The organism is Amycolatopsis sp. NPDC045836, from assembly GCF_056431745.1.
This window is the reverse complement of sequence record NZ_JBWKKF010000034.1, coordinates 35561-61675: the sequence shown is the minus strand read 5'-3', so window position 1 is coordinate 61675 and position 26115 is coordinate 35561. Positions and strand designations below refer to the sequence as shown.

Here is a 26115-nt window from a genome sequence, read left to right as displayed (position 1 = left end):
GGTTTTCTTGGTCGTTAACCCGTCTACCGGAGACCTCGTCTATTCGTTCACTGACACGCCAGCACCACGCCCGGACCTTTGAAACACGGCCTAGCCGCGCTGGCCGATGTCCGGCTCCGGGTTCGGCCAGGACGCGGAACCGGACGTGCAGCAGTCGCTCGACCCGATCGTCGTCGAAGGACGACACGGCTTCGCCACCCCCGGGTGAGCCCCTCGATCCGGGCACCGGTGACCAGCCGGAAACCGAAGGAAAATCGCCGCGAAACGGCCGGGCTTGACACGGCGGGGACAATAAAAAATCGGCGTGTCTTCCATAAGCCAATGGACAGACCGCCGAATGTAACTTCAGTTTAAACGTTGCGAGGGGCATGTGTCAAGCCAGGGGTACGAAGAGGAACTGCGGTCCGAGCGGCAGCACATCGCCGGGCTCTACACGAGACTGGACGCCGAGCGGGCGCGGGCACGGGAAGCGCACCGGGCCGCCCTGCGCGGGACCGGCGGGACGCCGATGGAACGGGACGTCGCGGTGCGCGCCACGGCCAAGGAGGTGAAACGGCTGGACGTGGCGGACAACGGCCTCTGCTTCGGCCGGTTGGACAGCGTGTCGGGCGAGCACTCCTACATCGGCCGGATCGGGCTCTTCGACGAGGAGAACGGTTACGAACCGGTGCTGCTCGACTGGCGGGCACCGGCGGCCCGCGCGTTCTACGTCGCCACCGGGGCGGCCCCGGAGAACATGCGCCGGCGCCGCCAGTTCCACACCCGCGGCCGCGAGGTGGCCGGCTTCACCGACGAGGTGTTCGGCCGCCCCGGCGCCGGTGAACGCGGGGACGCGGCACTGCTCGCGGCGGTCAACGCCCCGCGCGGTGAGGGCATGCGCGACATCGTGGCCACCATCCAGGCCGAGCAGGACGAGATCATCCGGTCCGAGCACGACGGGGTGCTGGTGATCGAGGGCGGTCCCGGCACCGGCAAGACCGTGGTGGCGCTGCACCGCGTGGCGTACCTGCTCTACACCAAGCGGGAGCGGATGGAACGCCACGGTGTGCTGGTGGTCGGGCCGAACCCGGCCTTCCTGCACCACATCGGCCGCGTGCTGCCGTCGCTCGGCGAGTCCGACGTGGTGTTCATGACGCCCGGCGACCTGGTGCCCGGCCTGCACACCACCGCCGAGGACCCGCCGGAGGCCGCGGCGGCCAAGGGCTCGCTGAAGGTGCTCGACGTGCTCGCGGCGGCGATCGCCGATCGGCAGCGGCTGCCGGAGGAACCGCTGCCGATCGAACTGGCCGACGTCACCGTCCGGATCGACGCCCCGACCGCGGAGTGGGCCAGGCAGGAGGCACGGGACAGCGGGCTCCCGCACAACGAGGCGCGGCCGGTGTTCCTGGAAATCCTCACCTACGTGCTCACCGAACGGGCGATCGCCCGGATCGGCCGGGGCTGGCTGAGCCGGGACGACCGCGCGGCTTGGGAGGAGATGCGGCAGGACCTGCTCACCGAACTCGCCGAGAACGCGGCGTTCACCGCCGCGGTGGACGCGCTCTGGCCGGTGCTCACCCCGGAGACGCTGCTGGGACCGCTCTACGAGTCGCCGGAGCGGTTGCGGGCGGCGGGCGCGGACCCGTCGCTGCTGCGGGCGGACGGTACCGCGTGGACGGTGTCGGACGTGCCGCTGCTCGACGAACTGGTCGACCTGCTCGGCCGGGACAAGGCCGCGGACCAGGCGGCCGAGCGGGCCGCCGCGCGGGAACGCCGGGCCGAAGCCGAGTACGCGGCGGGTGCGCTGGAAGTGCTGAAGCTGGACCGGGAGGAGATGGACGAGGACATCATGCTCTCGGCCGAGGACCTGCTCTACGCCGACGAACTGGCCGACCGGTTCGTCGAGCACGACCACCGCGACCTCGTCGAGCGCGCGGCCGCGGACCGGGACTGGACCTACCGGCACATCGTGGTCGACGAGGCCCAGGAACTGTCCGAAATGGACTGGCGGGTGCTGATGCGGCACTGCCCCGGCCGGTCGTTCACCGTGGTCGGCGACCTCGCCCAGCGCCGGTCGGCGGCGGGGGCGCGGTCGTGGGGCGCGATGCTGGAGCGGTACGTGCCCGGCCGCTGGCAGTACCGGTCGCTGACGGTGAACTACCGCACCCCGGCGGAGATCATGACCGTCGCGGGGGCCCTGCTCGCCGAGTTCGCCCCCGAGGCCGAGCCGCCGGAGTCGGTGCGGGCGTGCGGGGTGCAGCCGTGGTCGCGGCGGGTCACCGCGGGCGAACTGGCCGGGGCCATCGAGGAGTTCGCCCGGGAGGAGGCCGGGCGCGAAGGCACCAGCGTGGTGATCGGGCCGCCGGACGTGCCGGGTGCGGTGGCGGCGTCGGAGACCAAGGGGCTGGAGTTCGACGCCGTGCTGGTCGTCGACCCGGACCGCATCCTGGCCGACGGCCCGCGGGGGGCGGCCGAACTCTACGTCGCCCTGACCCGCGCCACCCAGCGACTCGGCGTGCTGCACCGGAACCCGCTCCCGCGGGCGCTGACCGGCCTGGCCGAACTCACCCCGGCCGGGCGGTAGCGGAGCGCGGTGGGGTGGCCGTCTGCGGCCACCCCACCGGTTCCCTACTGCTGGGCCAGCGCCTCCTCGAACTCGGCGCGGACCTTGTCGCCGCCGGTGTTGCGCCACTGCGTGAGCACTTCGTCCCAGGCGGACACCGGCTTCCGCCCGGCGAGGATGTCGTTCTGCGCGTCGTTGACCATGGTGCCGAGCTGCCCCTGCTTGCGCGACCAGGTGTCGGAGAACAGGCTCAGCGTCGGGTCCGGCACCAGGGCGGGCACCACCGACGCCTGGTAGTCGTAACAGGCCTTCGTCGCCTCGGGGTTGCCGGGGACGAACAGCACGTCCGGTGAGTCCACTATGTACCGGATGCCGAGCACGGTCTGCGTCACCCCGGCCTGGTTCGGCTGCGGCCCGCCGTTCTGCATGGTGTAGTGCGTGCCTGCCACCCCGTACTTGCGGAACAGGTACTCCTCGGTGCCGAACGGCGCGGCCAGCCAGTCGGCGATCTTCAGCAGCTGCCGGATGCGCCCTTCGTCGGCCTTCTTCAGCACGGTGAAGTTGTTCGTCGCCTGCGCCTGCCAGGTCCCGGCGAACCCGCCGCCGTGGTACCGCGGCGGGCGCATGCCGGAGATCTTGAACCCCGGCCCCGCCACGTTCTCCGCGTAGTACTGCGGCCAGGCCGTGTACCGGTCGGTGTGCAGCAGCGCGCTGCCCGCGTTGAACCACTTCTTCACCGGTGCGTTGTTGGTGGTGCTGTCGGGGTGGACCACGCCGTCGGCCATCATCTGCGCCGCGTCGGCGAGCGCCTGCTTGAACTCCTCGTACTCGAACTTGCTCTTCAGCTTCCCGCCTTCGTCGCGCCACCGGAACGGCAGGCCGAGCATCTGCGAGATGAAGTCCAGCGGTGCCCCGGCGAGCGCCCACCGGCCCGCCCGCTCGTCGGTGACCTGACGGCAGGTGGCCCGGAACTCGGCGAAGTCCGCCGGGTCCGGATCGGCGCCGAACTGGGCGAACAGGTCGTCCCGGCGGAACATCAGGCTGCCTGCCACGCCCCTGGCCACCGGCAGGCCGTAGATGCCGCCGTTGTACCGGCAGTCCTTCCACGCCGCGGTGGGCAGGTTGGCCAGGAACGGGTACTGCTCGACCGCGTCCCCGCCGAGGAACGGGGTCAGGTCCTGGCACTTGCTCGCCAGCCAGGCAGGCAGGTTCGCCACCCCGGCGGGCAGCCCGTTCGGCGTGTACAGCGCGGGCACGATGAAGTCGGGCAGGTCGTCCCCGGCGACCAGGGTGGCGAACTTGGTGGCCATGTCCGAGTTCGGCACGATGGTCAGCCGCAGGTCGGTGTTCAGCCGCTTGTTGAGCTCCTGCCAGTACGGGTTCTGGTCCACCGTCGGCGGCACCGGCGAACTGGTCAGCACGAACGCCGAGACCGGCGAGCCGTCGCCGGGGGGTTCGGTGAACGCCCGCACCGGCGGATCGGGGTAGCTCAGGAAACCGTTCAGCAGCCCCTGTTCGTTGCCCGGCAGGTCCGGTTCTACCCCGGTGTAGGGCACGTGCGCCGGTAGCTGCGTGTCGGCGACGGCCTGCTGCGCGGTGCTGCTCCCACCCCCGCCGCTGCAGGCGCTCAGCACGCCGGGCACGGCCACGGTGGCGAGGGTGCCGGTGAGGAACCGGCGGCGGTTCATCGCGTTCATCGGATTCTCCTTCGGTGGGTTCAGCCCTTCACCGCGCCGATCAGCACCCCCTTGGTGAAGTGGCGCTGCACGAACGGATAGACCAGCAGCACGGGCACGATCGAAAGCACCAGGATGGCCATCTGCACGGCTTCGGCCGGTGGCAGGTCGGCACCGGAGCCGAGCTGGTCCACCCCGAGCTGCGACTGGTTGACCACGTAGGTCCGCAGCACCAGCTGCAGCGGCCACTTCGCGGTGTCGTTGAGGTAGAGCAGGGCGCTGAAGAACGAGTTCCAGTAGGCCACCGCGTAGAACAGGGCGATCACCGCGAGCACCGCCTTGCTCATCGGCAGCACGATCCGCCACAGGATGAGCCCGTCCCCGGCACCGTCCACCCTGGCGCTGTCGATGATCTCGCCGGGCAGTTCCATGAAGAAGGCCCGCAGCACGATCACGTTGAACACGTTGACCAGCACCGGCAGGATCAGCGACCAGTAGCTGTCGAGCAGGCCGAGGCCCTTCACCATCAGGTAGCTCGGGATGATGCCGGGGGTGAACAGCAGCGGCATCAGCACCAGCAGCAGGAACGGCCGGTGCAGCACGGTGCCGCGGCGGCTGAGGCCGTAGGCGAGCAGGGTGGTCGCGGTCAGGCTCAGCAGCGTGCCGACCGCGGTGACGAACAGGCTGACCAGGGTGGCCCTGGTGACCACGCCCCCGGACAGGATGGCCGCGTAGGCGTCGAAGCTGATCGAGCGCGGGACCAGCACGAAGCCACCGGCGTCGGTCACGTCCTCGCGGCTGGCCAGGCTGGTCGCCACGATGCCGGCGAACGGCACGACCACCACCGCGCAGCACAGCGTGAGCACCACCGCCTTGACCGCCTTGGCCAGGGCCGACGGCTGCTCGAGCGCGCTCATCGCTGGTAGACCCCCTGCTCGCCGAACCGGTGCGCCAGCTTGTTCGCGCCCAGCACCAGCGCCACCCCGACCAGTCCCTTGACCAGCCCGACCGCCGCGCTGACACCCCAGCTGCCCGCCAGGATCCCGTTGTTGTAGACGTAGGTGTCGAGCACTTCGCTGGCGTCGGCGCCGACCGCCGCCTGCTGCAGGATGATCTGCTCGAAGCCGACGGTCAGCGCGTCACCGAGGCGCAGGATGAGCAGCAGCACGATGATGCCGCGCAGGCCGGGCAGGGTGACGTGCCAGAGCTGGCGCCGGCGACCGGCGCCGTCCATCGCCGACGCCTCGTACAGCGTGGTGTCTATTCGCGACAGCGCGGCGAGGAACAGGATGGTCGCCCAGCCGGCGTCCTTCCACAGCACCTGGCTGGTGATCAGCGCCTTGAACAGTTCCGGCGAGCCGATCACGCTGACCGAGCCGAGGTCGTGTTCCCGCAGGAAACCGTTGAGCAGCCCGGAATCGCCGAGCATCTGCTGGAAGATCGCCACCACGATCACCCAGGACAGGAAGTGCGGCAGGTAGAGCACGCTCTGCACCACGCGCTTGAGCCGTTCGGAGACCAGGCTGTCCAGCAGCAGCGCCAGCGCGATCGGCACCGGGAACACCACGACCACCTGGAGCAGCGTGATCACCAGGGTGTTGGTCAGCGCGTTGAGGAAGGCCGGGTCGCCGCCGAAGACCACGTCGAAGTTGGCCAGCCCGACCCACTGGCTCTCCAGGATGCCGAGGTAGGGCTGGTAGTCCTTGAACGCGATCACGTTGCCGAGCAGCGGCACGTAGTGGAACAGCACCAACAGCGCGATGCCGGGCAGCGCGGCCAGCACCAGGAACCGGTCCCGCGCGAACCGCTGGCGGCGGCTCGGTCCGGTTCGTGCGGTCACGCCGTCCTCCCTGACGCTGTTTCCGGAAACTATCGGAAACTATCGCGATCAAAAGTTAACCGCCGCGCCGGACGACGTCAAGGAGTCGGACAACCTGCTATTTAACCGGCGGATTCCACCCAAGCCCTATTCGAAACTTTCGAATAGTCCAAATAGAGGAAGCGCTTTCAGCGACCGCGCCGAGGTGCGTTCACGTAGCTGAACAAGCGATTCGGGGAACGGCTCACCCCTCCTCGGCGCTCAACGCGATCCCGGTGCACCACGGCCACGCTCGAACCGCACCAGTCCGCCGCCTTCCGCCTCGGTTCACCGCGCTTCCTCGATCAGCCGGGCGACCAGGTCGGCGGCCTCGTCGTCGGTGAACGCGGCGGTCGCGCTGCCCGCGCCGACCTCCGCCACCGACAGGCCCGGTACCGGGGTCTCCGTGAAGTTCGCGAACAACCACACGTTCTCCCGCTCCAGCAGCACCCGGTTCGCGGCGGTGAGCCGCTCCGGGGTGCCCGGCAGGTACACCTGGAAAGCGTTGGTGTGCGGTGGTTCCGGCGCCACGCGCACCCCGGGCACCCGCGCCAGCCGTGCCGCGAGCCCGACCGCGCGCTCGTGGTACCCGGCCACGCGCGGCAGGTGCGTGCGCAGCCCGGCACGGGCCGCCAGCACGTACGGGAACACCGTGTAGAGGTTGCCGCCGTGCCGGGTGGTCCACGGCCGGGTGCGCGCGATCGTCTCGGCCTCACCGGCGAGCACGCAGCCGCCGAGACCACCCATCGTCTTGTACAGCGACACGTAGACCGAATCCGCCAGCGCCGCGATCTCGGCCAGTGACCGGCCGTAGTACGGCGTGCACTCCCACAGCCGGGCACCGTCGAAGTGCAGCGGCACCCCGCGTTCGCGGCACCACGCCGAGATCGCGGTCAGCTCGGCCCACGACGGCAGCTTGTGCCCGGCCCGCCGGATCGGCAGCTCCACCACGACCACGCCGATCCGCTCGGCCACCGCGTCCAGTTCGGCCGCGGTGAACGGGTCCCAGGTGCCCAGCCGCACCGGCACCAGGCCGTGCAGCCGCTGGTACCCGCCGTCCTCGTCCAGCTCGACGTGGCTGCGGCTGTGCAGCGCGACGACCGGGCTGCCGCTGTGCTCGGTCCACACCCGCAGCACGGCCTGCTGCGCCATCACCCCCTTGAGCACGAACCGGCCGGCGGGCTTGCCGAGCAGGCCGGTCACTTCGGTCTCCAGCTCACGCAGGCCGGGACCGTTGTTGTAGATGTCGGGCAGCGCGTCCACGCCGGGCGCCGAGCGCAGCCGGTCGAGCCATTCGGCGGCCGAGAGCCGTTCGTGGTGGGACAGGAACCGGGTGTCCGGGCGCCAGGCCGGGTCGTCACGCAGGTGCATGTCCCCAAGATCGCACGCGGCGCCTTCAGGTGAGCCGGTGCAGTCCTTCGAGGACGCGGTACATCAGGTCGACCGGCGGGCGGCCATCGGCGCTCAGCGCCGGGGCGGCACGCAGCTCCAGCAGGCCGAGGTCGAGTGCGTCGCCGATGAGCACCCGGGCAGCGCCGAGCGGGCTGCGCAGGTGGGTGGCCAGTTCGGCGACCGAGAGCGGGTGGCGGCACAGCTCGCAGATCAGCTGGTGGTCCCGCGACAACCGGGTCCGGTCCAGCCGGACCCCGCGCCGGGTCGAGACCATCACCTCGACCCGCAGGTCGTGGCTCGTGCCGGTGCGGCCACCGGTGCGCACGTACGGCCGCGCCCGGATGAAGTCCTCCTCCCCCTCCTCGAACACCTCGACCGGCTCGGGCGCGGGCTCTGGTTCGGGTGCGGGCGGCTCGGTCACCGGCTGTGACGACTGCGCGATCGGTTCCGGCTCCGGCTCGTCCACCGGCTTCGGCTGGAAGTCGTGGTCCGCCCACGTCTGGTAGTCGCCCCAGCCCCCGAACGAGAGCTGCGACATGCCGGACCACAACGACGATTTTTTGTGCGCACCCATCACAACTCCGAGGTCCGGCCAGGTAGGCATTCGACCAAACCACGCCGGAGCCGGAAACGCCAGAGATCGGCGGCGGACCACCCGCGTGGATCACCGGTTGTGCGCAACCGGGGACGCAGCGCCGCCACCCGTCCGCAGAGGACGGTCACGCAGTGGCACGGAGCCGCTCAGCCGAGTTCTTTTCGCACCTGCGGCAGCACCTCGGTACCGAGCAACTCGATCGCCGTCATCACCCGGTCGTGCGGCACCCCGGCCCAGTCCATCTGCAGCGCGTACCGCTTGGCGCCGACCAGCCTGCCCACCGAGATCAGCCGCTCGGCCACCTCGTCCGGGCTGCCCGCGAAGATCGACCGCGCCCCGCGGGCGAACTCGTCGTACTCACCCCGGGTGGGCACCTGCCAGCCGCGGGCCCGCGCGCCGTACTTCATCGTCTCCAGCCAGTACGGGTAGAACGCCTCCTTGGCGTCCTGGGAATCACGGGCGATCAGCCCGATCGCGCTCATCGTGACGTTCAGCTCGTCGCGGCCGTGCCCGCCGGACTCCCCCGCCTGCCGGTACAGCTCGACCAGCGGGGCGAACCGCTCGGGACGGCCGCCGATGACCGCGTAGACCACCGGCAGCCCGAGCAGGCCCGCCCGGATCGAGGACTCGGGGTTGCCGCCGGTGCCCACGCTGATCCGCAACCGCCGCCGGTACGGCCGCGGCAGCACCCTGGCTTCCGTCAGCGGCGGGCGGAACCGCCCCGACCAGGTGATCGGGTCCTCGCGGTCGATCCGCAGCAGCAGCGCCAGCTTCTCTTCGAACAGGTCGTTGTAGTCGGCCAGGTCGGCGCCGAAGAGCGGGAAGGACTCGGTGAACGAACCGCGGCCGGCGAGCAGTTCCGCGCGCCCCTCGCTCAGCTGGTCGAGCGTGGTGAACTGCTGGTAGACCCGTACCGGGTCCTCGGTGCTGAGCACGGTGACCGCGCTGCTGAGGGTGATCTGCCGGGTGACGCTCGCCGCGGCGGCGAGCACGGTGGCGGGATTGGAACTGGCGTAGTCCGCCAGGTGGTGCTCCCCCACCCCGTAGAAGCCGAGGCCGAGTTCGTCGGCCAGCCGGATGCGCTCGAGGGTCTGCTTCAGCGCACGGGAGACCGATACCTGCTCGCCGGTGCGCGGGTCCGGGTGGCGGTCGGCGAAGCTGTAGATCCCCAATTCCATGCGGCCAAGCTACGCCGAAGATGATGATGCGTCAACAAACCCGTGCTAGCGTGGGCGGATGACCGAACCGCGGTGGCTGAGCGAGCGCGAGCAGGACGTCTGGCGGGCCTACCTGGCTCTGCAGCGGGAGCTGCAGGCGGCCCAGGAACGCCGGCTGGTGCAGCACTCCGGACTGTCCACAGCGGACTACACCCTGCTGGTGCCGCTGTCCGAAGCCCCGGAGGGGCTGCTGCGCGCCCGCGAACTGACCCGGCTGACCGGCTGGGAGCGCAGCCGCCTGTCCCACCAGGTGAGCCGGATGGAAAAGCGCGGGCTGGTGCTTCGGGAGGACTGCCCCGACGACGCCCGCGGCTCCATGGTCCGGCTGACCGCCACCGGCCGCGAGGCGATCGAAGCCGCCGCCCCGGAGCACGTGGCCACGGTGCGGCGGTACTTCTTCGATCCGCTGTCCGCCGAGGAGGTCGCCCTGCTCGGCGGCCTGTTCGACCGGATGCTCGCCGGGCTCGCCGGTCAGGAGGTCCAGTAGTCCCAGAACGCCTGGAGGATCAACGCGGCGATCAGCGCGTACCAGGCGGCGAGCACCGCGGAGTGCCACCGCGACAGCTTCGGGCGGCGCAGGTTGTCCAGCGTGGTGTACCAGAAGATCGGGATGGTCACCGCCCACACCACCATGCAGTACGGGCACAGCGCGTGGATCTGGTACAGGCTGGCGAAGACCAGCCAGTGCACGAACAACACGCCGAAGGTGGCCCCGGCCTGCATGCCGATGCGGAACCAGCGCGGCGGGGCGAACCCGGCCAGCATCACCACCCCGGCGGTGGTGACCACGGCGAAGGCGGCGATGCCCAGCAGCGGGTTGGGGAAGCCGAACGCGGCGGCCTGGCTGCTGTCCATCACCGAACCGCAGGAGACCACCGGGTTGAGCGAGCAGGTCGGCACGTAGTCCGGGTTCTTCAGCTTGGCCAGCTTCTCCAGCATCAGCGCCGCGGCGGCGAGCAGGCCGATCGCGCCGCCGACGGTGTAGAGCCAGGCCAGGCCCCGACGGTTCTCCATCAGCCGAGTTCCTTGTCGATCAGCTCACGCAGTTCCTTGTCGACCTCGGCGAAGGTCTGCCCGGCCGGCGAGAACTTGAGGCCGTTGACGAACAGCGTCGGCGTGCTGCTGACCCCCGCCTGCCCGCCGTCGGCCCGGTCCTGGTCGATGCGCGCCTGCACCGCGGGCGAGGCCAGGTCGGCCCGGTACTTCGCCAGGTCCAGGCCGAGCTGGGTGGCGTAACCCTCGAAGGCGGTCTTCGCGACGACCTCGTCGCTGTTGACGTTCTTGCCGTCGGCGCTGATCGCCCACTGCTGGAAGTTGTCGTAGAGCGCGTGGTACATCTCGCGGTACTTGCCCTGCAGCGCGGCGGCTTCGGCGGCCTGGGCGGCGGGCACCGCCAGCGGGTGCATGCCCAGCGGGAAGTTCCGGGTGACGAAGGTGATCCGGCCCGCGTAGTCCTGCTCGAGCTTGCTGGTGATGTTGTTGTAGTACCCCGCGCACGCCGGGCACTGGTAGTCGAGGAACTCGACCAGGGTCACCTTGCCGTCCGGCGCGTCGACCAGCGTGTGGCTGTCCGGTTTGCGCAGCAGTTCGGCGGCCACCCGCGGCTGGTCCCCGCCGGTGTCCCCGCCGCCCTCGTCCCCGCCGCTGAACAGCAGCACCCCGCCGAGCACGAGTACCGCGACCACCACGATCACCAGGGTGACCACGAGGTTCGGCGAGAGGCCGCGTTCGGCCGTGACGGGGTTGCTGGAGCGGTTACTGCGCGACATCAAGCTGGCACCTTCCGAGACGATGTGTTCCGCCATTCTGGTCGTCATCCGGTCGTGGCTGGTTCCCGGACCCCGGAAAACGTGGTTGGGACCATGCTGCCCGGGTAACCCGCAGGCCGTGAACGACATGCCGACGCTTTCGACCCTGGACGAACTGGCACGGGTGGTCGAGGCCGAGGACGGCGAGTTGTACGTCCGGTGGTCACTCGGCCCCGACGTCGATCTCAGCGACCGCGCCACGCAGTCCAGCCGGGACGGCCTGACCGGGGTGCGCCTGCCCGGCCTTTCGGCCAATCCGCTGCGGGTGGAGCCGTGGTGGGAGGACCGCCCGCTGCGGCTGTGGCTGGCCCGCCGCCTGCACGACTACGAACACCTGCGTGAGCTGCGCGGGCCCGGGGTGGTGCCGTGGGTGCTGCGCGGCAGCGAGCAGGCCCGCGGCCCGGACAACGAGCCGCTGGTGGTCTGCGACCGGCCGGTGGCCTGGATCGCCGAAGAGGTGCTGCACGAGGCCGACGAGCTGGTCAGCGCCCAGGGCTCGACCGAATGGGGACCGCTGGCCCGGCACCGGCCACCACCGTCCTAGGAGCCGGGCCCGGACGGTGCGCTGTCCGGGCCCCGGTGTCGGCCCCCCGGGTGATCGCCCTGCCGATCACCCGGGCGGTGAGCTGCTGCGATCTCCAGGCCGGCCGTGGCGAACGGCACCGCATCTCCACCGGGGCAACCGCGGTGTGCAGCCGGTCAGCGTCCGCCCTGAGCGGTGTCCAGGGAGCGGCTGACGTTCTCGGCGATGTCGAGCTGGCGGCCGAGCCGGGCGGCCGACTCCCTGGCGCAGGACAGCGCCGAGGTGACCTCGACCAGCGCCTGGGTCAGCGCTTCGAACTCCTGCGGCACGCCGGTGCCCAGGTCCCCGGTCAGCAGCCGGTCCTCCAGCCAGCCGCCGAGGCCGGGCAGGGTGCGGGCGACGTTGTCGGTGAGGGACCGGAGGTGGCCGAGCAGCACGCCCAGCTCACCGGGGTCCCCGACCACGGCGCCGCCGTGCGGGTCCACGGTCCGGTAGTACAGGCAGCGGGTGAGTTCTTCGGCCCTGGCGGCCAGGGACACCAGTCCGCCACCCAGGTTGTCGCCGCGCGTCGTGTCCATGGTCCCGATCCCTCAGTCGCCGGAGAGTTGCCGGTAGGTACCCGTTCCGCAGGCGGCCGAAACCGCCTCACGCGCAGTTCCGCCTGCACGTTTGCCACCGTGACGCGGTGGTAATCCGCCGGGAGATCACGACGCGAAAGGATTGCCGAAATGGGCTCCAAACTGACCGGGCGCGCCGTCGCCATGCTCGCCGCGGACGGGGTCGAACAGGTCGAACTGGTCGAACCGCGCAAGGCCGTGGAGGCCGAGGGCGCCACGGTCACCCTGCTGTCCATCAAGTCCGGGGAGATCCAGGCGATGAACTCGGACCTCAACCCGGCCGACAAGTTCCCGGTGGACCGGCTGGTCTCCGAGGCTTCGGCGGGCGAGTTCGACGCGCTCATCCTGCCCGGCGGCACGATCAACCCGGACAAGCTGCGACTGGACGAGTCGGCGGTGTCGTTCGTGCGCGACATCTTCGCCGCCGGCAAGCCGGTGGGCGTCATCTGCCACGGGCCGATCACGCTGATCGAGGCGGGCGTCGCCAAGGGCCGCACGCTCACCTCGTACCCGAGCATCCGCACCGACCTGCGCAACGCCGGGGCGACGGTGGTCGACCAGGAGGTGGTCACCGACAACGGCCTGGTCTCCAGCCGCAACCCCGACGACCTCCCGGCCTTCTGCGCCAAGATCGTCGAGGAGTTCGCCGAGGGCAAGCACGAGGTGCACGACGAAGGCGCCACGGCCTGATGGAGGCCAGGGAGGCCGAGATCACGCTGCGGGTCGACGGGCAGGCGCACCGCCTGTCCGTCGACACCCGCACCACCCTGCTGGACGCGCTGCGCGAGCGCCTCGGCAACCCGAGCCCCAAGAAGGGCTGCGACCACGGCCAGTGCGGCGCCTGCACGGTGCTCTCCGGTGGGCGGCGGGTGCTGAGCTGCCTGACCCTGGCCGTCGCCGCGGACGAGGCCGAGATCACCACCGCGGCCGGGCTCGCCGAGGACGGGGAGCTGCACCCGGTGCAGCGGGCGTTCATCGAGCACGACGCGTTCCAGTGCGGGTACTGCACGCCCGGCCAGATCTGCTCGGCCGTCGGCGTGCTCGACGAGGTGGCCCGCGGCTGGCCGAGCCACGTCACCGCCGACCTCACCGCCGCGCCCGGACTGGACCGCGACGAGATCGCCGAGCGGATGAGCGGGAACCTGTGCCGGTGCGGTGCCTATCCCGGCATCGTCGCCGCGATCGAAGAAGCCGGGCAGCGATGAAACCGTTCGACTACCGCGCCCCCGGCGACGCCGCCACCGCCGTGCGGACCGTCGCCGACGACCCGTCGGCGGTGTTCCTGGGTGGCGGCACGAACCTGGTCGACCACCTGAAGCTGGGCATCACCGCACCCGGGCTCGTGGTCGACGTGACGGCGCTGACGTCGGCGGAGATCACCCCGCTGGACGGTGGCCTGCGGATCGGCGCGGCCGTGCGCAACAGCGACCTGGCCGCCGACCGCCGCGTCCGCGAGCGGTACCCGGTGCTCGCCGAAGCGGTGCTCGCCGGGGCGTCCGGGCAGCTGCGCAACATGGCCACCACCGGCGGGAACCCCTTGCAGCGCACCAGGTGCGTGTACTTCCAGGACCTCACCACGCCGTGCAACAAGCGCGAGCCGGGCACCGGCTGCTCGGCCTTCGGCGGTTACACGCGGCACCACGCCGTGCTGGGGGCTTCGGAGCACTGCATCGCCACCCACCCGTCCGATCTCGCGGTCGCGCTGACCGCGCTGGACGCCGAGGTGCGGGTGCTCGGCCCGGCCGGGGAACGGGTCATCCCGTTCGGTGAACTGCACCGGCTGCCGGGTGACCGGCCCGAGCTCGACACCGTGCTCGAACACGGCGAGCTGATCACCGCGATCGACCTGCCCGGGGCACCGATCGCGGCGAAGTCCGCCTACCGCAAGGTCCGTGATCGCGCTTCCTACGCCTTCGCCCTGGTTTCGGTGGCCGCCGCGCTGCGGGTCGAGCAGGGCACCGTGCGGGAGGCGCGGATCGCGTTCGGCGGGGTGGCGCACAAACCGTGGCGTGCGCACAAGGCCGAAGCGGTGCTGCGTGACGCGCCCGCGAACGAGGACACCTACCGAGAAGCAGCCGAGGCCGAACTCGCCGACGCCGTCGCGGTCGACGGGATCGACGGCGGGAACGGGTTCAAGCTCCCGCTGCTCACCCGAACCCTGGCCGCCACCCTGCGCGGCCTGGCCGAGGAGACCCCGTGACCCCCCGCGCCATCGGCCTGGACCTGACCCGCCGCGACGGCCCGGCCAAGGTCACCGGCACCGCGACCTACGCCCACGAAACCCCGGTCGAGCGCCCGGCCCACTGCCACCCGGTCCAGGCCGACATCGCCAGGGGACGCGTGGTGCGGCTGGACACCGCCGCCGCCGAAGCGCTGCCCGGGGTGCTCGCCGTGCTCACCGAAGCGAACGCCGAGCGACTGGCGTCCACCGAGGACGCCGAACTGGCGGTGCTGCAGTCGGCCGAAGTCGGCTTCCGGGGTCAGCTGATCGGCGCGGTGATCGCCGAGACCTCGGAGATCGCCCGCCACGGGGCGGATCTGGTCGAAGTCACCTATGCCGAAGAGGCGCACGAGACCGAACTGACGGCCGAGGGCGAGTACGACGCCGAAACCGACGGGGACTTCGAGAAGGCGTTCGCCGAGGCCGAAGTCGTGGTCGACCGGACCTACCGGACCGCGATGTACCACAACAACCCGCTGGAACCGCACGCCACGACCGCGCTCTGGCAGGACGGCACGCTGACGCTGTGGGAGTCCACGCAGGGCGTGCACCCGACGCGCGACCAGGTGGCCGAGGTGTTCGGGCTGGACACCGGCCGGATCCGGGTGGTGTGCCCGTTCGTCGGCGGCGGCTTCGGCTCGAAGGGCATGCCGCACGCCAACGTGGTGCTGGCCGCGATGGCCGCCAGGGCGCTCCCCGGCCGCCCGGTCAAGCTCGCGCTCACGCGGCAGCAGATGTTCTCGCTGACCGGGTACCGCACGCCGACCATCCAGCGGGTGCGGCTGGCGGCCGACCGCGAAGGGCGGCTCTCGGCCATCGGCTACGACGCGGCCGAGCAGACCTCCAAGGTGAAGGAATACGCGGAACAGAGCGGGAAACCGTCGAGGACGATGTACGCGGCGCCGAACCGGCGCGTGGCGCACCGGCTGTCCGCCTTGGACGTCCCGGTGAACTCGTGGATGCGTGCCCCCGGCGAGTGCCCCGGCATGTTCGGGCCCGAGGTGGCGATGGACGAGCTGGCCGAGGCGCTCGGGGTGGACCCCATCGAGCTGCGCATCCGCAACGACGCCCGGCTCGACCCGCGGTCCGGCAAGCCGTTCTCCAGCCGCGGCCTGGCCGAGTGCCTGCGCACCGGGGCGGAGCGGTTCGGCTGGGCCGATCGCGGGCCCCGGCGCGAGGGCGACTGGCTGGTCGGCTGCGGGGTGGCGGCCTCGGTGTACCCGGTGAACCGGCACCCGTACTCGACCGCGGTGATCCGGTTCGGCGGCGGCCGCTACACCGTCGACATCGGGGCGGCGGACCTGGGCACCGGCACCTGGACCACGCTGCCGCAGATCGCCGCCGACGCGCTCGGTGTGCCGGTGGACGACGTCGAGGTGCGCATCGGGGACACCGACTACCCCACCGCGTCGGTGGCGGGCGGCTCCGGGGGCGTGATCACCTGGGGTTCCGCGGTGGTCGACGCCGCGCTGGCGTTCCGCGAGAAGTTCGGCACCGACCCCGCCGACGGGGACGAGGCCGAGGGGTCGGTGAGCGAGAACCCCGACGAGGAGCGGTTCGCCATGTCCGCGTTCGGCGCGCAGTTCGCCGAAACCCGCGTGCACGCCGACACCGGTGAGGTGCGCGTGCCGCGCCTGCACGGGGTGTTCGCGGTGGGCCGGGTGATCAACCCGCGGACCGCGCGGTCGCAGCTGGTCGGCGGCATGACCATGGGCCTGTCGATGGCGTTGCACGAGCAGAGCGTGCTCGACCCGCGCTTCGGGCACGTGGTCAACCACGACCTCGCCGAGTACCACATCACCGCCAACGCCGACATCGGCGAGATCACCGCCGAATGGCTCGATGAGCACGATCCGCACGTCAACGCCATGGGGGCCAAGGGGATCGGTGAAATCGGCATCGTCGGCACCGCGGCGGCGGTGGTCAACGCGGTGCACCGGGCGACCGGGGTGCGCGTGCGGGAGCTGCCGGTCACCGTGGACAAGCTGCTCGGGTGCCTCGGCGAAGGGCAGCTCCGATGACCACGGCCTCCGGCAAGCCCGTGCCCGCCCCGCTGGTGCTGGGCGGTTTCCTGGTGGTGGTGGCCGCGGTCGCCGTCGTCGGCGGACTGGCTTCGGCCGATGCCCCGGCGGTCTACGGTTCGCTGGTCCGGCCGCCGTGGGCGCCGCCCCCGTGGTTGTTCGGTCCGGTGTGGACGGTGCTGTACCTGATGCTCGCGGTGTCGGGCTGGCAGTACTGGCGCGCCGGCGGCGACCGCCGGGGGTTCACCGCCTACGGCGCCGGGCTGGCCCTGAACCTGGCGTGGACGCCCCTGTTCTTCGGCGCCGGAGCCCACGCCGCCGCCCTGGCCGACATCGTGCTGCTGGACGTGGCCGTGGTCGCCACCATCGCGTTGTTCCGCCGCCGCTCCCCGATCGCCGCGCGGCTTCAGGTGCCGTACCTGGTCTGGATCCTGTACGCCACCGCCCTCAACACCGCGATCGTCATCCTCAACTGATCCCGCACCGGCGGAGCAGGCCGACGACCTCCGTGTCGCTGGTCTGCCCGAAATCGCCGTACCAGCGGCCGACGGCGGTGAACCGGGGTGGCTCGGCGACGCAGACCACCCGGTCGACCTCCCGGCGCACGCGTTCGACGGCTTCGTGCGCCCCCACCGGCGCCGCGAAGGTCAGCGAGCGCGGGGACCCGGCACGCACGGCCCGCAGAGCGGCGACCGCGGTCAGCCCGGTCGCCAGCCCGTCGTCCACCACGATGACGTCGCGGCCCGCCCGCGGCTCCGGTTCCCGCCCGTCTTCGTAGACCTCGACGCGCCGGGCCGCCTCGGCACGCTCCTCGGCGCACATCCGCGCGAGCTGCCGCTCGGACAACCCCAGCCGGGCCACGCTCTCGCCGTCGTAGATCGGCGGACCCGAATCGGTGACCGCCCCGATCCCCCATTCGGGCTGTCCCGGCGCACCGATCTTGCGTGCCACGGCCACGTCCAGCGGGGCACCCAGCCCGGCGGCGACCACCGCCGCCACCGGCACCCCGCCACGCGCCAGGCCCAGGACCAGCGGCGCCCGCCACGGCCCGGTCAGCCGCTCCGCCAGGTGCCGCCCCGCGTCCCGGCGATCGGTGAACACGGTCACCCTCCTTCCGCTCGCCGCGGATCCAGGGTGACCGGTGACGGCTCCCGGCAAACTAGGAGACCGGCAGGTCGCGGTCGGCCACCGGCCGCAGCGGCACGGCGTCGTCCGGCCGGGTGGTCCCGCTGATCGGCTGCAGGTGCAGGTCGGGCACCTGGTCCGGCAGCCCGGCCAGGTACCGCAGGATGATGCCCTCCCGCAGCGCCCACGGGCACAGCTCCACCGTGTCCAGGTCGAAGGCCTTCATCACCTGCTCGGCCACCACCGCCCCGGCGACGATCTGCCCGGCCCGCCCCGCCGAGATCCCCCGCAGCTTCGCCCGCTTCGCCGCCGGTTTCCCGGCGAGTTCGGGCACCAGTGCCCGCAGGTCGGCGGCCCGCAGTTCGCGGTGCACGAACGGCCCCTTGCGCTGCGGCGCGGCCCCGCACACCCGAGCCAGCTGCTTGAACGTCTTGGAGGTGGCCACGGTCCTGGCCGCGGGCCCCTCCCACCGCAGGCGGTCGGAGATCTCCCGGAGCGTGGCGTGCACGTGGCGGCGCAGGTCACGCAGCTGACGTGCGGTCGGCGGGTCGTCCGGCAGGAACGCCCTGGTCAGGCGGCCGGCACCGAGCGGGAGCGAAAGCGCCAGGTCGGGTTTGGCGTCGCGGCCGAGCGCGATCTCCAGCGAACCCCCGCCGATGTCCAGCAGCAGGATGCGCCCGGCCGACCAGCCGTACCAGCGGTGGGCGGCGGCGTAGGTCAGCCGCGCCTCGTCCTCGCCGGTGAGGAACTGCGGCCGCACCCCGGTCCCCGCCTCGATCCGGTCGAGCACCGCGTCGCGGTTCCGCGCGTCCCGGATGGCCGAGGTGGCGTAGACGAAGAGCTCCTCCACGTGGTTCTGCCGCGCCGCGACCAGCGTCCGGCCGACCGCGCCGAGCACCCTGGCGATGCCGTCGTCGCTGAGGTCGCCGGTCCCTTCGATCTCCTCGGCCAGCCGCGTCGGCTCCTTGATCGCCATCGCCGGCAGCGGTGGCGCGCCGGGCGCACCGTCCACGATCTGCAGTTGGGCGCAGTTCGAGCCGATGTCCAGCACGCCCAGTTTCATCCAGCCCGGATACCCCCGGACGTGATGGATTACACGGACGGGATCGTCGTGTGTGCCGGGCGCACGGGCGGGTACTCCCCCCGGCATGGCAACACCAGTTCGAACCGGGGAGTGCGCCGATGGCCGACACTGAACTGAGCGGGCAGATCGATGCCCTGCTCACCGAACACGTCGAACTCAGCGTTCCCGCGCGCTTGGAGCACCTTCCCCTGCTGCGGATGCTCGCCGAGGCGGTGGCGACCAAGGAGGACTTCGACCTCGACGCGATAGCCGACTTCAAGATCGCGGTGGACGAGGTGGCGTCGTGGCTGGTCCACCACGCCGAGATCGGTTCCAGCGTCAGCTGCCGGTACCGCCTCTCCGCCGGGGAGCTGGCGGTTTCGGTGTCCGCGCCGACCGCCGACCAGGCCGTGCCGGAGACCGAGGGCTTCGGCTGGCACGTGGTGAAGACCGTGACCGACTCCGCCTCCTACCGGGTGACCGAGCAGGGCGGCCGCGTGGTGACCATCGAGCTGGTGATGGCGACGAGGACGGGGGGCCGGTGAGTCAGGAGTCGGCGCCGAAAGCCAGGGGCGAACAGTACGCGCACTGCGCGCCGTTGTTCGCCGAACTGGCCGAGCTGCCTTCGGGTGACCCCCGCCGGGATGACCTCCGTGACCGCCTGGTGACCGAGTACCTGCCGGTGGCCGAGCACATCGCCCGCCGGTTCTCCGGGCGCGGCGAGAACTTCGACGATCTGCTGCAGGTCGCCCGGCTGGGCCTGATCAACGCCGTCGACCGCTACGAGGTGGGCCGCGGCTCGGAGTTCCTGTCCTTCGCCGTGCCCACGGTGATGGGAGAGGTCCGGCGGTACTTCCGCGACTCCAGCTGGTCGGTCCGGGTGCCGCGGCGGCTCAAGGAACTGCACCTGGCGATCAGCCACGCCACCGGGGAGCTGGCGCAGACGCTCGGCCGCGCGCCGACGCCCACCGAGATCGCCGACAAGCTCGGCATGAACGTCGACGAGGTGCGCGAGGGACTGGTGGCGGGCAACGCCTACCAGGCGGTGTCGGTGGACAAGCCGGTCAGCTCGGACAGCGAACGGCTCCCGCTGGCCGAAACGCTCGGTGAGGAGGACACCGATCTGGAAGCGGTGGAGAACCACGCGGCCCTGCGGCCGCTGCTGGCGGAACTGCCCGAGCGCGAGCGCACGATCCTGAAGCTCCGCTTCTTCGGGAACATGACGCAGACCCAGATCGCCGACCGGCTGGGCATTTCGCAGATGCACGTCTCACGACTGCTGTCGCAGACGCTGGAAAGACTGCGGGGAAAACTGCTCGCCGATCCTTGAGCGGGTTCAGCGGTTCCAGTGGTTTCGGACCGCGGTGCCGGTGGTACAGACTCGCGTGCTGACTCTGCGATCCCCCGGTGCCCGTACCGATTCCCGCCTGCTGGCCAGTGCGCTGGCCGAAGCCCGTGTCCGGCCCGGTGCCCGGGTGCTCGACCTCGGCACCGGCTCGGGCGCGGTGGCCGCGGCCAGGGAGGGCGCCGCCGAGGTGGTCACGGTGGAACGCTGCCGCCGGGCGGTGCTCAGCGCCCGCCTGCACGGCCGCGTGCGCCGGCTGCCGGTGCGGGCGTTCCAGGGCGACCCGGCGGGCCGCGGCTCACTCGGCCGGTTCGACGTGGTGCTGGCCAATCCGCCGTACGTGCCGGGCCCGGACGGCAGGCGGTACCTCGATCCGCTGTGCGCCCGGGTCCGCGACCTGCTGGCGCGGCAGGGAACCCTGCTGATGCTGCACTCTTCGCTGTGCGACCCGGCCGCCACCCTGACCGAACTGCGCCGCCAGCGGCTGCGCGCCGGCGTGGTGGCGCGCCGGGTGGTGCCGTTCCAGCCGGTCCAGAATGGACAGAGGCGGTACCTGGAGCGGGCCGGTCTGCTGGAGCCGGGGCAGGACTTCGAAGAGGTGCTGGTGATCCGCGCCGACCGCACCGGGTGCGCTGCCTAATCCGGCTGCACCGCGGCGTAGAGGGACCGAGCGATTTTGCGGGTCTCCTCCTTGCACGTCTGCTCGGCGTTTTCGATCAGGTTCTCGTCGCTGAACCTGACCGAGAACATCACGTTGCTGTCGACAACGAACAACGTGCCCTCGTTCCTGCGCATCACCGGCGCCCAGGCCGCGTCCTCGCCAAGGCCCACCGTGGCATCTCGGACGTAGCCCAGCGAAGTCCGCATCCCGGACCTGGTGTCCGCCTGCCTTTCGGTGCCTACCTCGACATCGAGGTCGACTGCCACGTTCACCCGCACTGTCCTTGAAGTGGCAGAGCCAGCCGCGGTTCGGGTCATCGCCGGGAATGGTCTCCGACTTCTTCGCGGGCAAGGTCGCGATCCGGTCGGCGACCTGAGCACAACTCGGCAGTGGCTTGGCCACGTACTTGCCACCGTCCTCGGGCTTGTGGCGGCTCAGCACAAAAAACCACCACCGCGACGCCTGTCACGACCGCGCAAACCATCACGATCGCCCCGGCCCCCAGCCTCCGCCGCGGCGGGCCCGGCACGCCCGGTGGAATCTGTGCGCGCATGGAAATGCTCCCGTCTCCGCGCTCCCCCGCACGATGCCCTGCGGCACCGCCCTCCGCCGGAGATGCAGATCATCGCCGGACCGAGAAGATACTCCGTTCATTGATGCGCCGAACTCCGGCATTGAATGATTCGTCCGCGAGCCGAGCGGCTGGAATTCGAGCCCACCGGCCGTGCCGGATATCGATGTCCGTCAGCCGCGTTGACGTTCGGCACACGGCAGCGCCCGGCAGGAGGAGCTGCGCGATCTCCCATGCCGGGCGAAATGCCAGCAGGTGCTCGAGGAACCGCGGTCGCCTTCTACTCGGCGGAAACAACCGAATTCAAAGGCAGTTGTCACGGCCACCAGCCCGAATCACCCGGCGGTAATGCCCTAGAACTGGCCCCCGCCCGCGTGGATGGTCTGGCCGGTGATCCAGCGGCCGTCGTGGGAGGTGAGGAAGGCGACGACGTCGGCGATGTCCGATGGTTCGGCGATGCGGTTCAGCGGGGTGGAGGCGATCGACCGCTCGATCACCCCCGGCGGGCCGTCGGTGAGGAGGGCCTCGGTCCGCACCGCGCCCGGCAGCACGCTGTTCACCGTCACCCCGCGCGGCCCGAGTTCCTTCGCGGCCACCTTCACCAGCTGGTCCCCCGCCGCCTTGGTGGCCGAGTACAGCGCGGTCCCCGGCTGGTTGGTCACCACGACGGCACTGGAGATCACCACGATCCGCCCGCCGTCGCGCACCCGGCGGGCGGCTTCCCGCAGGGCGTGGAAGGTCGACCGCGTGTTGGTGTCGAAGAGGAAGTCGTACTCCTCGTCGGAAACCTCGGCCAGCGGCCGGAACCGGGCGACCCCGACGTTGCTGACGAAGATGTCGGCCTCACCGGCGGCGTCGAACAGCAGCCGGAGTTGCGCGAGATCGGTGACGTCGGCCTGCACGGCCGTCGCCCGGCCGCCACGGGCCTCGATCCCCCGGACCACGTCCAGTGCGGCTTCGCGGCCGGTGCGGTAGTTGACCACCACCCGGGCACCGTCGGCGGCGAGCCGTTCGGCGATGGCGCGGCCGATGCCGCGAGAGCTCCCCGTGACGATCGCGACCGGCATGGTCCCGCAGCATAACGAGGCTCAGGGCGTGATCCCGCGCCGCCTGCCCCGGGCGCCGAGCCGTCCCCGGAGCGGGTGCGGAAGATCCGCTTCCCAGCAGCAGCCCGAGCACCACGCCGATGGCGATGCCGATCGGGAGCGGCAGCAGGCCCGCGCCCGGTGCGAGCCGCCCGGCCGGTCCTCGCGGCAGTTCCGCCCGCGGCTCACGCCTCCGGCAGCGGCCGGGTCGCCGGCCCCTGGATGACCGTGCCGTCGATGCCGAACCGGGACGCGTGGCACGGGCAGTCCCAGGTCTTCTCGGCGTTGTTGAACGCGACCACGCAACCCATGTGGGTGCAGTGCGCGCTGCGGCGGTGCAGCACGCCCTCGTGGTCGCGGTAGGCGGCGATCACCGACGCGCCCGAAGTGGCCACCCGAGCCTCCCCGAGGCCGAGCGTGGCGAACTCCCCGTCCGCGCCGACGGCTCGCACGTGGTCGCCGACCAGGTGCTTGGCCACGGTGAAGTTGTTGCGGGCCAGGGCGACGCCGGAGCGCAGGTCGAAGCGGTCCGGCTGGTAGAGCCAGGCGCCGGGGTGCTCGCGCCCGGCGAGCAGGTCGGCCAGCAGCAGCCCGGCCGCGGTCCCGCCGCTCATCCCCCACTGGCCGAAGCCGGTCGCCACCCACAGGTGCCGCGAGAGCGGGTGGTACCGGCCCACGTACGGCACGGAGTCCAGAGTGGACAGGTCGTGCGCCGACCAGCGGTGGGTCACCCTCCTCACGCCGACGTGCCGGGCGGCCCACTCGGCCAGCCGGGTGTAGCGCGCCTCGACGTCGACCTGCTCGCCGGTGCGGTAGTGCTCACCGCCGACGATGGCCAGCAGCTCACCGCCGTTGTCGTGGTAGCGCACCGAGTGGTGGGTGTCGCCGTCGAGGTACATGCCGTCGCGCCCCGGCGGCACCGGCCCGGCGACCACCAGGTCGCGCACCGGGTCGAGGCGGGCGAAGTACAGGCCGCGGTCCAGCACGGGGTAGTGGGTGGCGATCACCACCTCCGCGGCACGCACCTTGCCGCGTTCGGTGTGCACCACCGGCACCGGGCGCTCGTCGACCCGCACCACGCGGGCGTTCTCCGCCACCTGCCCGCCCAGCCGCTCGATGGCCGAGGCCAGGCCGAGCAGCCAGCGCCGCGGGTGGAACCGCGCCTGGCCGGCGAAGCGCACCGCTCCCGCCGCCGGCACGTCGAGGTCGATGCTTTCGACGAACTCCGCGGGCAACCCGGCGTCGGCGGCCGCGGCCGCTTCGGCCCGCAGGTCGCTCAAGCGCTCGGCTTCGGTCGTGTAGACGTAGCTGTCGGTGCGGGTGAACGCGCAGTCGATGCCGAGTTCCCCGGCCGTCCGCTCGACCCAGTCGACCGCGCCGCTCTGGTCCTGGCCGTACCGGGCGGCCGCCTCGGGTCCCTTCTGCTCGCGCAGCTTGGCGTACTTCTCCCCGTGCTGGGCGCTCAGCTTCGCGGTGGTGTGGCCGGAAACACCACCGCCGACCGGGCCCGCCTCCAGCACCAGCACGGTCCGGCCGTCGCGGGCCACGGCGTAACCGGTGGTCAGCCCGGCGATCCCGGCGCCGATCACCACCACGTCGACCTCGCCGGGCAGCGCGGAGCCGCCCCGGTCCGGGCCGTTGGTGGACTCCATCCACAGGGACAGCGGCGTGGGCAGCGGGGATACGTCCATGCCAGCGGGTACCCCCGCGGGCGAGATCAAACCCGTGTCCTGCAGGCCGCCGGACCCGGCGTTACCGTCGGGGAATGCGCACGGTGACACAACTACCGAAGCAGATCATCGAAGAGGAGAACGTCTGGATCCCGCTGCCGGACGGCACCCGGCTGGCCGCCCGCGTCTGGCGCCCCGCCGATTCGGACGAGCACCCGGTACCCGGGATCCTGGAGTACATCCCCTACCGCAAGCGGGACCTGACCGCCGGCCGCGACGCCATCCACCACCCGTACCTGGCCGGGCACGGCTACGCGTGCGTGCGGGTGGACATCCGCGGCTCCGGTGAGTCCGATGGCGTGCTCGAAGACGAATACCTGGAACAGGAGCAGCTCGACGCCGAGGACGTGCTGGCGTGGATCGCCGAGCAGCCGTGGTGCACCGGCGGCACCGGCATGATGGGCATCTCCTGGGGCGGCTTCGCCGCGTTGCAGGTGGCCGCCCGCAAGCCGCCGAGCCTGAAGACCATCGTGATCTCCTCGTTCACCGACGACCGCTACGGCGACGACATGCACTACATGGGCGGCTGCCTGCTCTCGGACAACCTGGCCGAGGCGTCGACCATGTTCGCCTACTCCACCCTGCCGCCCGACCCGGCGCTGGTCGGCGACCGCTGGCGCGAGATGTGGCTGGAACGGCTGTCGGAAAGCGGCCTGTGGATCGAGAAGTGGCTGTCGCACCAGCGGCGCGACGACTACTGGCGGCACGCCTCGGTGTGCGAGAACTACAGCGACGTGCAGGTCCCGGTGCTGGCGTCGAGCGGCTGGGCCGACGGTTACTCCAACGGCGTGTTCCGGCTGATGAACCACCTCGACGTGCCGCGCAAGGGCCTGATCGGCCCGTGGTCGCACAAGTACCCGCACCTCGGGCAGCCCGGCCCGGCCATCGGCTACCTGCAGGAGGTGGTGCGGTGGTTCGACCACTGGCTCGCGGGCGAGGAGAACGACGTGATGGACGGGCCGATGCTGCGCGTCTGGATGCAGGACAGCGTGCCGCCGTCGACCGCCTACGAGGACCGGCCCGGCCGGTGGGTCGGCGAGCCCAGCTGGCCGTCCCCGCACATCTCGCCGACGGTGCACCCGCTCGACGCGCACCGGATCGCCCGGCCCGGCGAAGTGGTGCCCGAACGGGCGCTGGAGATCGAATCGCCGTTGTCGGTGGGGCAGTTCTCCGGCAAGTGGGCCTCCTACAACGCGCCGCCGGACCTGCCGTACGACCAGCGCGAGGAGGACGGCGGCTCGCTGGTGTTCGAGACCGATCCGCTGACCGAGCGCTGCGAAATCCTCGGCGCGCCCCGGGTGGAGCTGGAGGTCGAGGCCAACCAGCCGGTGGCGATGGTCGCCGTCCGGCTCTCGGACGTCTACCCCGACGGGCGGGCCACCCGGGTCACCTACGGCCTGCTGAACCTGACCCACCGCGACGGGCACGAGAACCCCGAGCCGCTGGAGCCGGGGCGCCGGTACCGGGTTTCGATCGAGCTGAACGGCGTGGCGCAGGCGTTCCCGCCCGGGCACCGCATCCGGTTGTCGCTGTCCACTTCGTACTGGCCGCTGGCGTGGCCGCCGCCGTGCCGCACCCGGCTGAAGGTCTACACCGGCGAGAGCACCCTCCGGCTGCCGGTGCGGCCGCTGGCCGAGCCGGACGAACTGCCGGTGCGGCCGTTCGAGGAGCCGGAGGGCACCCCGCCGCTGACGGTGACCCAGTTGCAGCCGGGTGAGCAGCGGTGGACGGTGAGCCGCGACCTGGTCGACTACGAATCGGCGCTGGAGATCGTCAAGGACAGCGGGGTCGACTACTTCGAGGACATCGACCTGCGGGTCGGCAGGCGCGCCTACGAGCGCTACAGCTGGGTCGCCGACGACTTCTCCTCGGCCCGCGGCGAGACGGCGTGGACGATGACCTTCGCCCGCGGCGACTGGGAATCGCGCACCGAGACCCACACCGTGCTGACCTGCACGCCGACCGAATTCATCATCCACGCCGAACTCGACGGTTACGAGTCGGGGCACCGGATCTTCTCCGAGAACTGGCACCGGGTGATTCCACGGGATCAGGTGTGACCTGG

The 26115-nt window shown here is 71.5% G+C and carries 26 protein-coding genes; 12 read left to right on the top strand and 14 right to left on the bottom strand.

Annotated features, from left to right (window positions below; all coding sequences use genetic code 11):
- Positions 1-370 precede the first annotated feature (370 nt).
- Complete coding sequence (helR, locus tag AC07EG_RS37855; RefSeq protein ID WP_478258093.1) at positions 371-2563, top strand: RNA polymerase recycling motor ATPase HelR; 2193 nt, start codon at positions 371-373, stop codon at positions 2561-2563.
- Between the two features lie 44 nt (positions 2564-2607).
- Here the strand turns inward: helR and AC07EG_RS37850 are convergent, their stop codons facing one another.
- The 6 genes from AC07EG_RS37850 to AC07EG_RS37825 all read right to left on the bottom strand — a co-directional run bounded on the left by AC07EG_RS37850 (position 2608) and on the right by AC07EG_RS37825 (position 9241).
- On the bottom strand, positions 2608-4239 hold the full coding sequence (locus AC07EG_RS37850; RefSeq protein ID WP_478258092.1) for a type 2 periplasmic-binding domain-containing protein: 1632 nt from the start codon (positions 4237-4239) through the stop codon (positions 2608-2610).
- A gap of 20 nt (positions 4240-4259) precedes the next feature.
- Positions 4260-5135, bottom strand: coding sequence for a carbohydrate ABC transporter permease (locus AC07EG_RS37845; protein ID WP_478258091.1), 876 nt, complete (start codon positions 5133-5135; stop codon positions 4260-4262).
- Positions 5132-6058, bottom strand: a complete 927-nt coding sequence (locus tag AC07EG_RS37840) for an ABC transporter permease (RefSeq protein WP_478258090.1) — start codon at positions 6056-6058, stop codon at positions 5132-5134. Before AC07EG_RS37840 ends, AC07EG_RS37845 begins: the two co-directional genes overlap by 4 nt.
- Positions 6059-6364: 306 nt before the next feature.
- The gene (locus AC07EG_RS37835) at positions 6365-7447 is read right to left on the bottom strand and encodes a threonine aldolase family protein (protein ID WP_478258089.1); all 1083 of its coding nucleotides are present in this window, start codon (positions 7445-7447) and stop codon (positions 6365-6367) included.
- Between the two features lie 25 nt (positions 7448-7472).
- Positions 7473-8042 (bottom strand): DUF742 domain-containing protein, encoded by a 570-nt coding sequence (locus AC07EG_RS37830; protein ID WP_478258088.1) that lies wholly within the window; start codon positions 8040-8042, stop codon positions 7473-7475.
- Between the two features lie 167 nt (positions 8043-8209).
- On the bottom strand, positions 8210-9241 hold the full coding sequence (locus AC07EG_RS37825; RefSeq protein WP_478258087.1) for an LLM class flavin-dependent oxidoreductase: 1032 nt from the start codon (positions 9239-9241) through the stop codon (positions 8210-8212).
- Positions 9242-9299: 58 nt separating this feature from the next.
- On the opposite strand from AC07EG_RS37825, the gene AC07EG_RS37820 reads away from it, so the two are divergent.
- Positions 9300-9767: a MarR family winged helix-turn-helix transcriptional regulator gene (locus tag AC07EG_RS37820; RefSeq protein WP_478258086.1), complete on the top strand. Its 468-nt coding sequence runs from the start codon at positions 9300-9302 to the stop codon at positions 9765-9767.
- Here the strand turns inward: AC07EG_RS37820 and AC07EG_RS37815 are convergent.
- Positions 9752-10294, bottom strand: a complete 543-nt coding sequence (locus tag AC07EG_RS37815; protein ID WP_478258085.1) for a vitamin K epoxide reductase family protein — start codon at positions 10292-10294, stop codon at positions 9752-9754. The two genes, AC07EG_RS37820 and AC07EG_RS37815, sit on opposite strands and share 16 nt — an antisense overlap.
- Positions 10294-11049: a DsbA family protein gene (locus tag AC07EG_RS37810; RefSeq protein ID WP_478258084.1), complete on the bottom strand. Its 756-nt coding sequence runs from the start codon at positions 11047-11049 to the stop codon at positions 10294-10296. Before AC07EG_RS37810 ends, AC07EG_RS37815 begins: the two co-directional genes overlap by 1 nt.
- A 127-nt stretch (positions 11050-11176) precedes the next feature.
- Here AC07EG_RS37810 and AC07EG_RS37805 point away from each other — a divergent pair, with 127 nt between their 5' ends.
- Entirely contained in the window at positions 11177-11632 is a 456-nt protein-coding gene (locus AC07EG_RS37805; RefSeq protein WP_478258095.1) for a DUF6098 family protein, read from the top strand.
- Between the two features lie 155 nt (positions 11633-11787).
- Here the strand turns inward: AC07EG_RS37805 and AC07EG_RS37800 are convergent, their stop codons facing one another.
- Complete coding sequence (locus AC07EG_RS37800) at positions 11788-12189, bottom strand: hypothetical protein (protein ID WP_478258083.1); 402 nt, start codon at positions 12187-12189, stop codon at positions 11788-11790.
- Between the two features lie 150 nt (positions 12190-12339).
- On the opposite strand from AC07EG_RS37800, the gene AC07EG_RS37795 reads away from it, so the two are divergent.
- From AC07EG_RS37795 to AC07EG_RS37775, 5 genes are read left to right on the top strand one after another with little or no spacing between them, the layout of a single operon-like run.
- Complete coding sequence (locus AC07EG_RS37795; RefSeq protein ID WP_478258082.1) at positions 12340-12918, top strand: type 1 glutamine amidotransferase domain-containing protein; 579 nt, start codon at positions 12340-12342, stop codon at positions 12916-12918.
- Complete coding sequence (locus tag AC07EG_RS37790) at positions 12918-13433, top strand: 2Fe-2S iron-sulfur cluster-binding protein (protein ID WP_478258081.1); 516 nt, start codon at positions 12918-12920, stop codon at positions 13431-13433. Before AC07EG_RS37795 ends, AC07EG_RS37790 begins: the two co-directional genes overlap by 1 nt.
- A complete protein-coding gene (locus tag AC07EG_RS37785) occupies positions 13430-14428 on the top strand; it encodes an FAD binding domain-containing protein (protein WP_478258080.1) in 999 nt (332 codons plus the stop codon). Before AC07EG_RS37790 ends, AC07EG_RS37785 begins: the two co-directional genes overlap by 4 nt.
- On the top strand, positions 14425-16470 hold the full coding sequence (locus AC07EG_RS37780) for a xanthine dehydrogenase family protein molybdopterin-binding subunit (protein WP_478258079.1): 2046 nt from the start codon (positions 14425-14427) through the stop codon (positions 16468-16470). The genes AC07EG_RS37785 and AC07EG_RS37780 overlap by 4 nt, the downstream gene beginning before the upstream one ends.
- Positions 16467-16946: a TspO/MBR family protein gene (locus AC07EG_RS37775; protein ID WP_478258078.1), complete on the top strand. Its 480-nt coding sequence runs from the start codon at positions 16467-16469 to the stop codon at positions 16944-16946. The genes AC07EG_RS37780 and AC07EG_RS37775 overlap by 4 nt, the downstream gene beginning before the upstream one ends.
- Here the strand turns inward: AC07EG_RS37775 and AC07EG_RS37770 are convergent.
- A complete protein-coding gene (locus AC07EG_RS37770; RefSeq protein WP_478258077.1) occupies positions 16939-17571 on the bottom strand; it encodes a phosphoribosyltransferase in 633 nt (210 codons plus the stop codon). The two genes, AC07EG_RS37775 and AC07EG_RS37770, sit on opposite strands and share 8 nt — an antisense overlap.
- A gap of 58 nt (positions 17572-17629) precedes the next feature.
- Complete coding sequence (locus tag AC07EG_RS37765) at positions 17630-18658, bottom strand: Ppx/GppA family phosphatase (protein ID WP_478258076.1); 1029 nt, start codon at positions 18656-18658, stop codon at positions 17630-17632.
- Between the two features lie 119 nt (positions 18659-18777).
- Here AC07EG_RS37765 and AC07EG_RS37760 point away from each other — a divergent pair, with 119 nt between their 5' ends.
- Genes AC07EG_RS37760 through AC07EG_RS37750 form a run of 3 tightly spaced genes read left to right on the top strand, consistent with a single transcriptional unit; the run spans position 18778 to position 20643 of the window.
- Complete coding sequence (locus AC07EG_RS37760; protein WP_478258075.1) at positions 18778-19203, top strand: ATP-binding protein; 426 nt, start codon at positions 18778-18780, stop codon at positions 19201-19203.
- Positions 19200-19988 carry a SigB/SigF/SigG family RNA polymerase sigma factor gene (locus tag AC07EG_RS37755; RefSeq protein WP_478258074.1) on the top strand — a complete coding sequence of 263 codons (789 nt, stop codon included), beginning with the start codon at positions 19200-19202 and terminating at the stop codon, positions 19986-19988. The genes AC07EG_RS37760 and AC07EG_RS37755 overlap by 4 nt, the downstream gene beginning before the upstream one ends.
- A 55-nt stretch (positions 19989-20043) precedes the next feature.
- Positions 20044-20643 carry a methyltransferase gene (locus AC07EG_RS37750; RefSeq protein ID WP_478258073.1) on the top strand — a complete coding sequence of 200 codons (600 nt, stop codon included), beginning with the start codon at positions 20044-20046 and terminating at the stop codon, positions 20641-20643.
- On the opposite strand, the gene AC07EG_RS37745 is transcribed toward AC07EG_RS37750, so the two are convergent.
- The 3 genes from AC07EG_RS37745 to AC07EG_RS37735 all read right to left on the bottom strand — a co-directional run bounded on the left by AC07EG_RS37745 (position 20640) and on the right by AC07EG_RS37735 (position 24011).
- Positions 20640-20936 (bottom strand): hypothetical protein, encoded by a 297-nt coding sequence (locus AC07EG_RS37745; protein ID WP_478258072.1) that lies wholly within the window; start codon positions 20934-20936, stop codon positions 20640-20642. The genes AC07EG_RS37750 and AC07EG_RS37745 overlap by 4 nt on opposite strands.
- Before the next feature lie 652 nt (positions 20937-21588).
- Positions 21589-22302, bottom strand: coding sequence for an SDR family oxidoreductase (locus tag AC07EG_RS37740; RefSeq protein WP_478258071.1), 714 nt, complete (start codon positions 22300-22302; stop codon positions 21589-21591).
- A 203-nt stretch (positions 22303-22505) separates the two neighbouring features.
- A complete protein-coding gene (locus AC07EG_RS37735) occupies positions 22506-24011 on the bottom strand; it encodes an FAD-dependent oxidoreductase (protein ID WP_478258070.1) in 1506 nt (501 codons plus the stop codon).
- A gap of 74 nt (positions 24012-24085) precedes the next feature.
- Here AC07EG_RS37735 and AC07EG_RS37730 point away from each other — a divergent pair, with 74 nt between their 5' ends.
- Positions 24086-26110: a CocE/NonD family hydrolase gene (locus AC07EG_RS37730; protein WP_478258069.1), complete on the top strand. Its 2025-nt coding sequence runs from the start codon at positions 24086-24088 to the stop codon at positions 26108-26110.
- The last annotated feature ends 5 nt before the right edge of the window (positions 26111-26115 follow it).

Coding starts and splice junctions, on each gene's coding strand:
- AC07EG_RS37850 (WP_478258092.1), bottom strand. CDS start 4,239: ATGAACGCGATGAACCGCCGCCGGTTCCTCACCGGCACCCTCGCCACC.
- AC07EG_RS37845 (WP_478258091.1), bottom strand. CDS start 5,135: ATGAGCGCGCTCGAGCAGCCGTCGGCCCTGGCCAAGGCGGTCAAGGCG.
- AC07EG_RS37835 (WP_478258089.1), bottom strand. CDS start 7,447: ATGCACCTGCGTGACGACCCGGCCTGGCGCCCGGACACCCGGTTCCTG.
- AC07EG_RS37830 (WP_478258088.1), bottom strand. CDS start 8,042: ATGGGTGCGCACAAAAAATCGTCGTTGTGGTCCGGCATGTCGCAGCTC.
- AC07EG_RS37825 (WP_478258087.1), bottom strand. CDS start 9,241: ATGGAATTGGGGATCTACAGCTTCGCCGACCGCCACCCGGACCCGCGC.
- AC07EG_RS37820 (WP_478258086.1), top strand. CDS start 9,300: ATGACCGAACCGCGGTGGCTGAGCGAGCGCGAGCAGGACGTCTGGCGG.
- AC07EG_RS37815 (WP_478258085.1), bottom strand. CDS start 10,294: ATGGAGAACCGTCGGGGCCTGGCCTGGCTCTACACCGTCGGCGGCGCG.
- AC07EG_RS37810 (WP_478258084.1), bottom strand. CDS start 11,049: ATGTCGCGCAGTAACCGCTCCAGCAACCCCGTCACGGCCGAACGCGGC.
- AC07EG_RS37805 (WP_478258095.1), top strand. CDS start 11,177: ATGCCGACGCTTTCGACCCTGGACGAACTGGCACGGGTGGTCGAGGCC.
- AC07EG_RS37800 (WP_478258083.1), bottom strand. CDS start 12,189: ATGGACACGACGCGCGGCGACAACCTGGGTGGCGGACTGGTGTCCCTG.
- AC07EG_RS37795 (WP_478258082.1), top strand. CDS start 12,340: ATGGGCTCCAAACTGACCGGGCGCGCCGTCGCCATGCTCGCCGCGGAC.
- AC07EG_RS37790 (WP_478258081.1), top strand. CDS start 12,918: ATGGAGGCCAGGGAGGCCGAGATCACGCTGCGGGTCGACGGGCAGGCG.
- AC07EG_RS37785 (WP_478258080.1), top strand. CDS start 13,430: ATGAAACCGTTCGACTACCGCGCCCCCGGCGACGCCGCCACCGCCGTG.
- AC07EG_RS37775 (WP_478258078.1), top strand. CDS start 16,467: ATGACCACGGCCTCCGGCAAGCCCGTGCCCGCCCCGCTGGTGCTGGGC.
- AC07EG_RS37765 (WP_478258076.1), bottom strand. CDS start 18,658: ATGAAACTGGGCGTGCTGGACATCGGCTCGAACTGCGCCCAACTGCAG.
- AC07EG_RS37760 (WP_478258075.1), top strand. CDS start 18,778: ATGGCCGACACTGAACTGAGCGGGCAGATCGATGCCCTGCTCACCGAA.
- AC07EG_RS37740 (WP_478258071.1), bottom strand. CDS start 22,302: ATGCCGGTCGCGATCGTCACGGGGAGCTCTCGCGGCATCGGCCGCGCC.
- AC07EG_RS37735 (WP_478258070.1), bottom strand. CDS start 24,011: ATGGACGTATCCCCGCTGCCCACGCCGCTGTCCCTGTGGATGGAGTCC.
- AC07EG_RS37730 (WP_478258069.1), top strand. CDS start 24,086: ATGCGCACGGTGACACAACTACCGAAGCAGATCATCGAAGAGGAGAAC.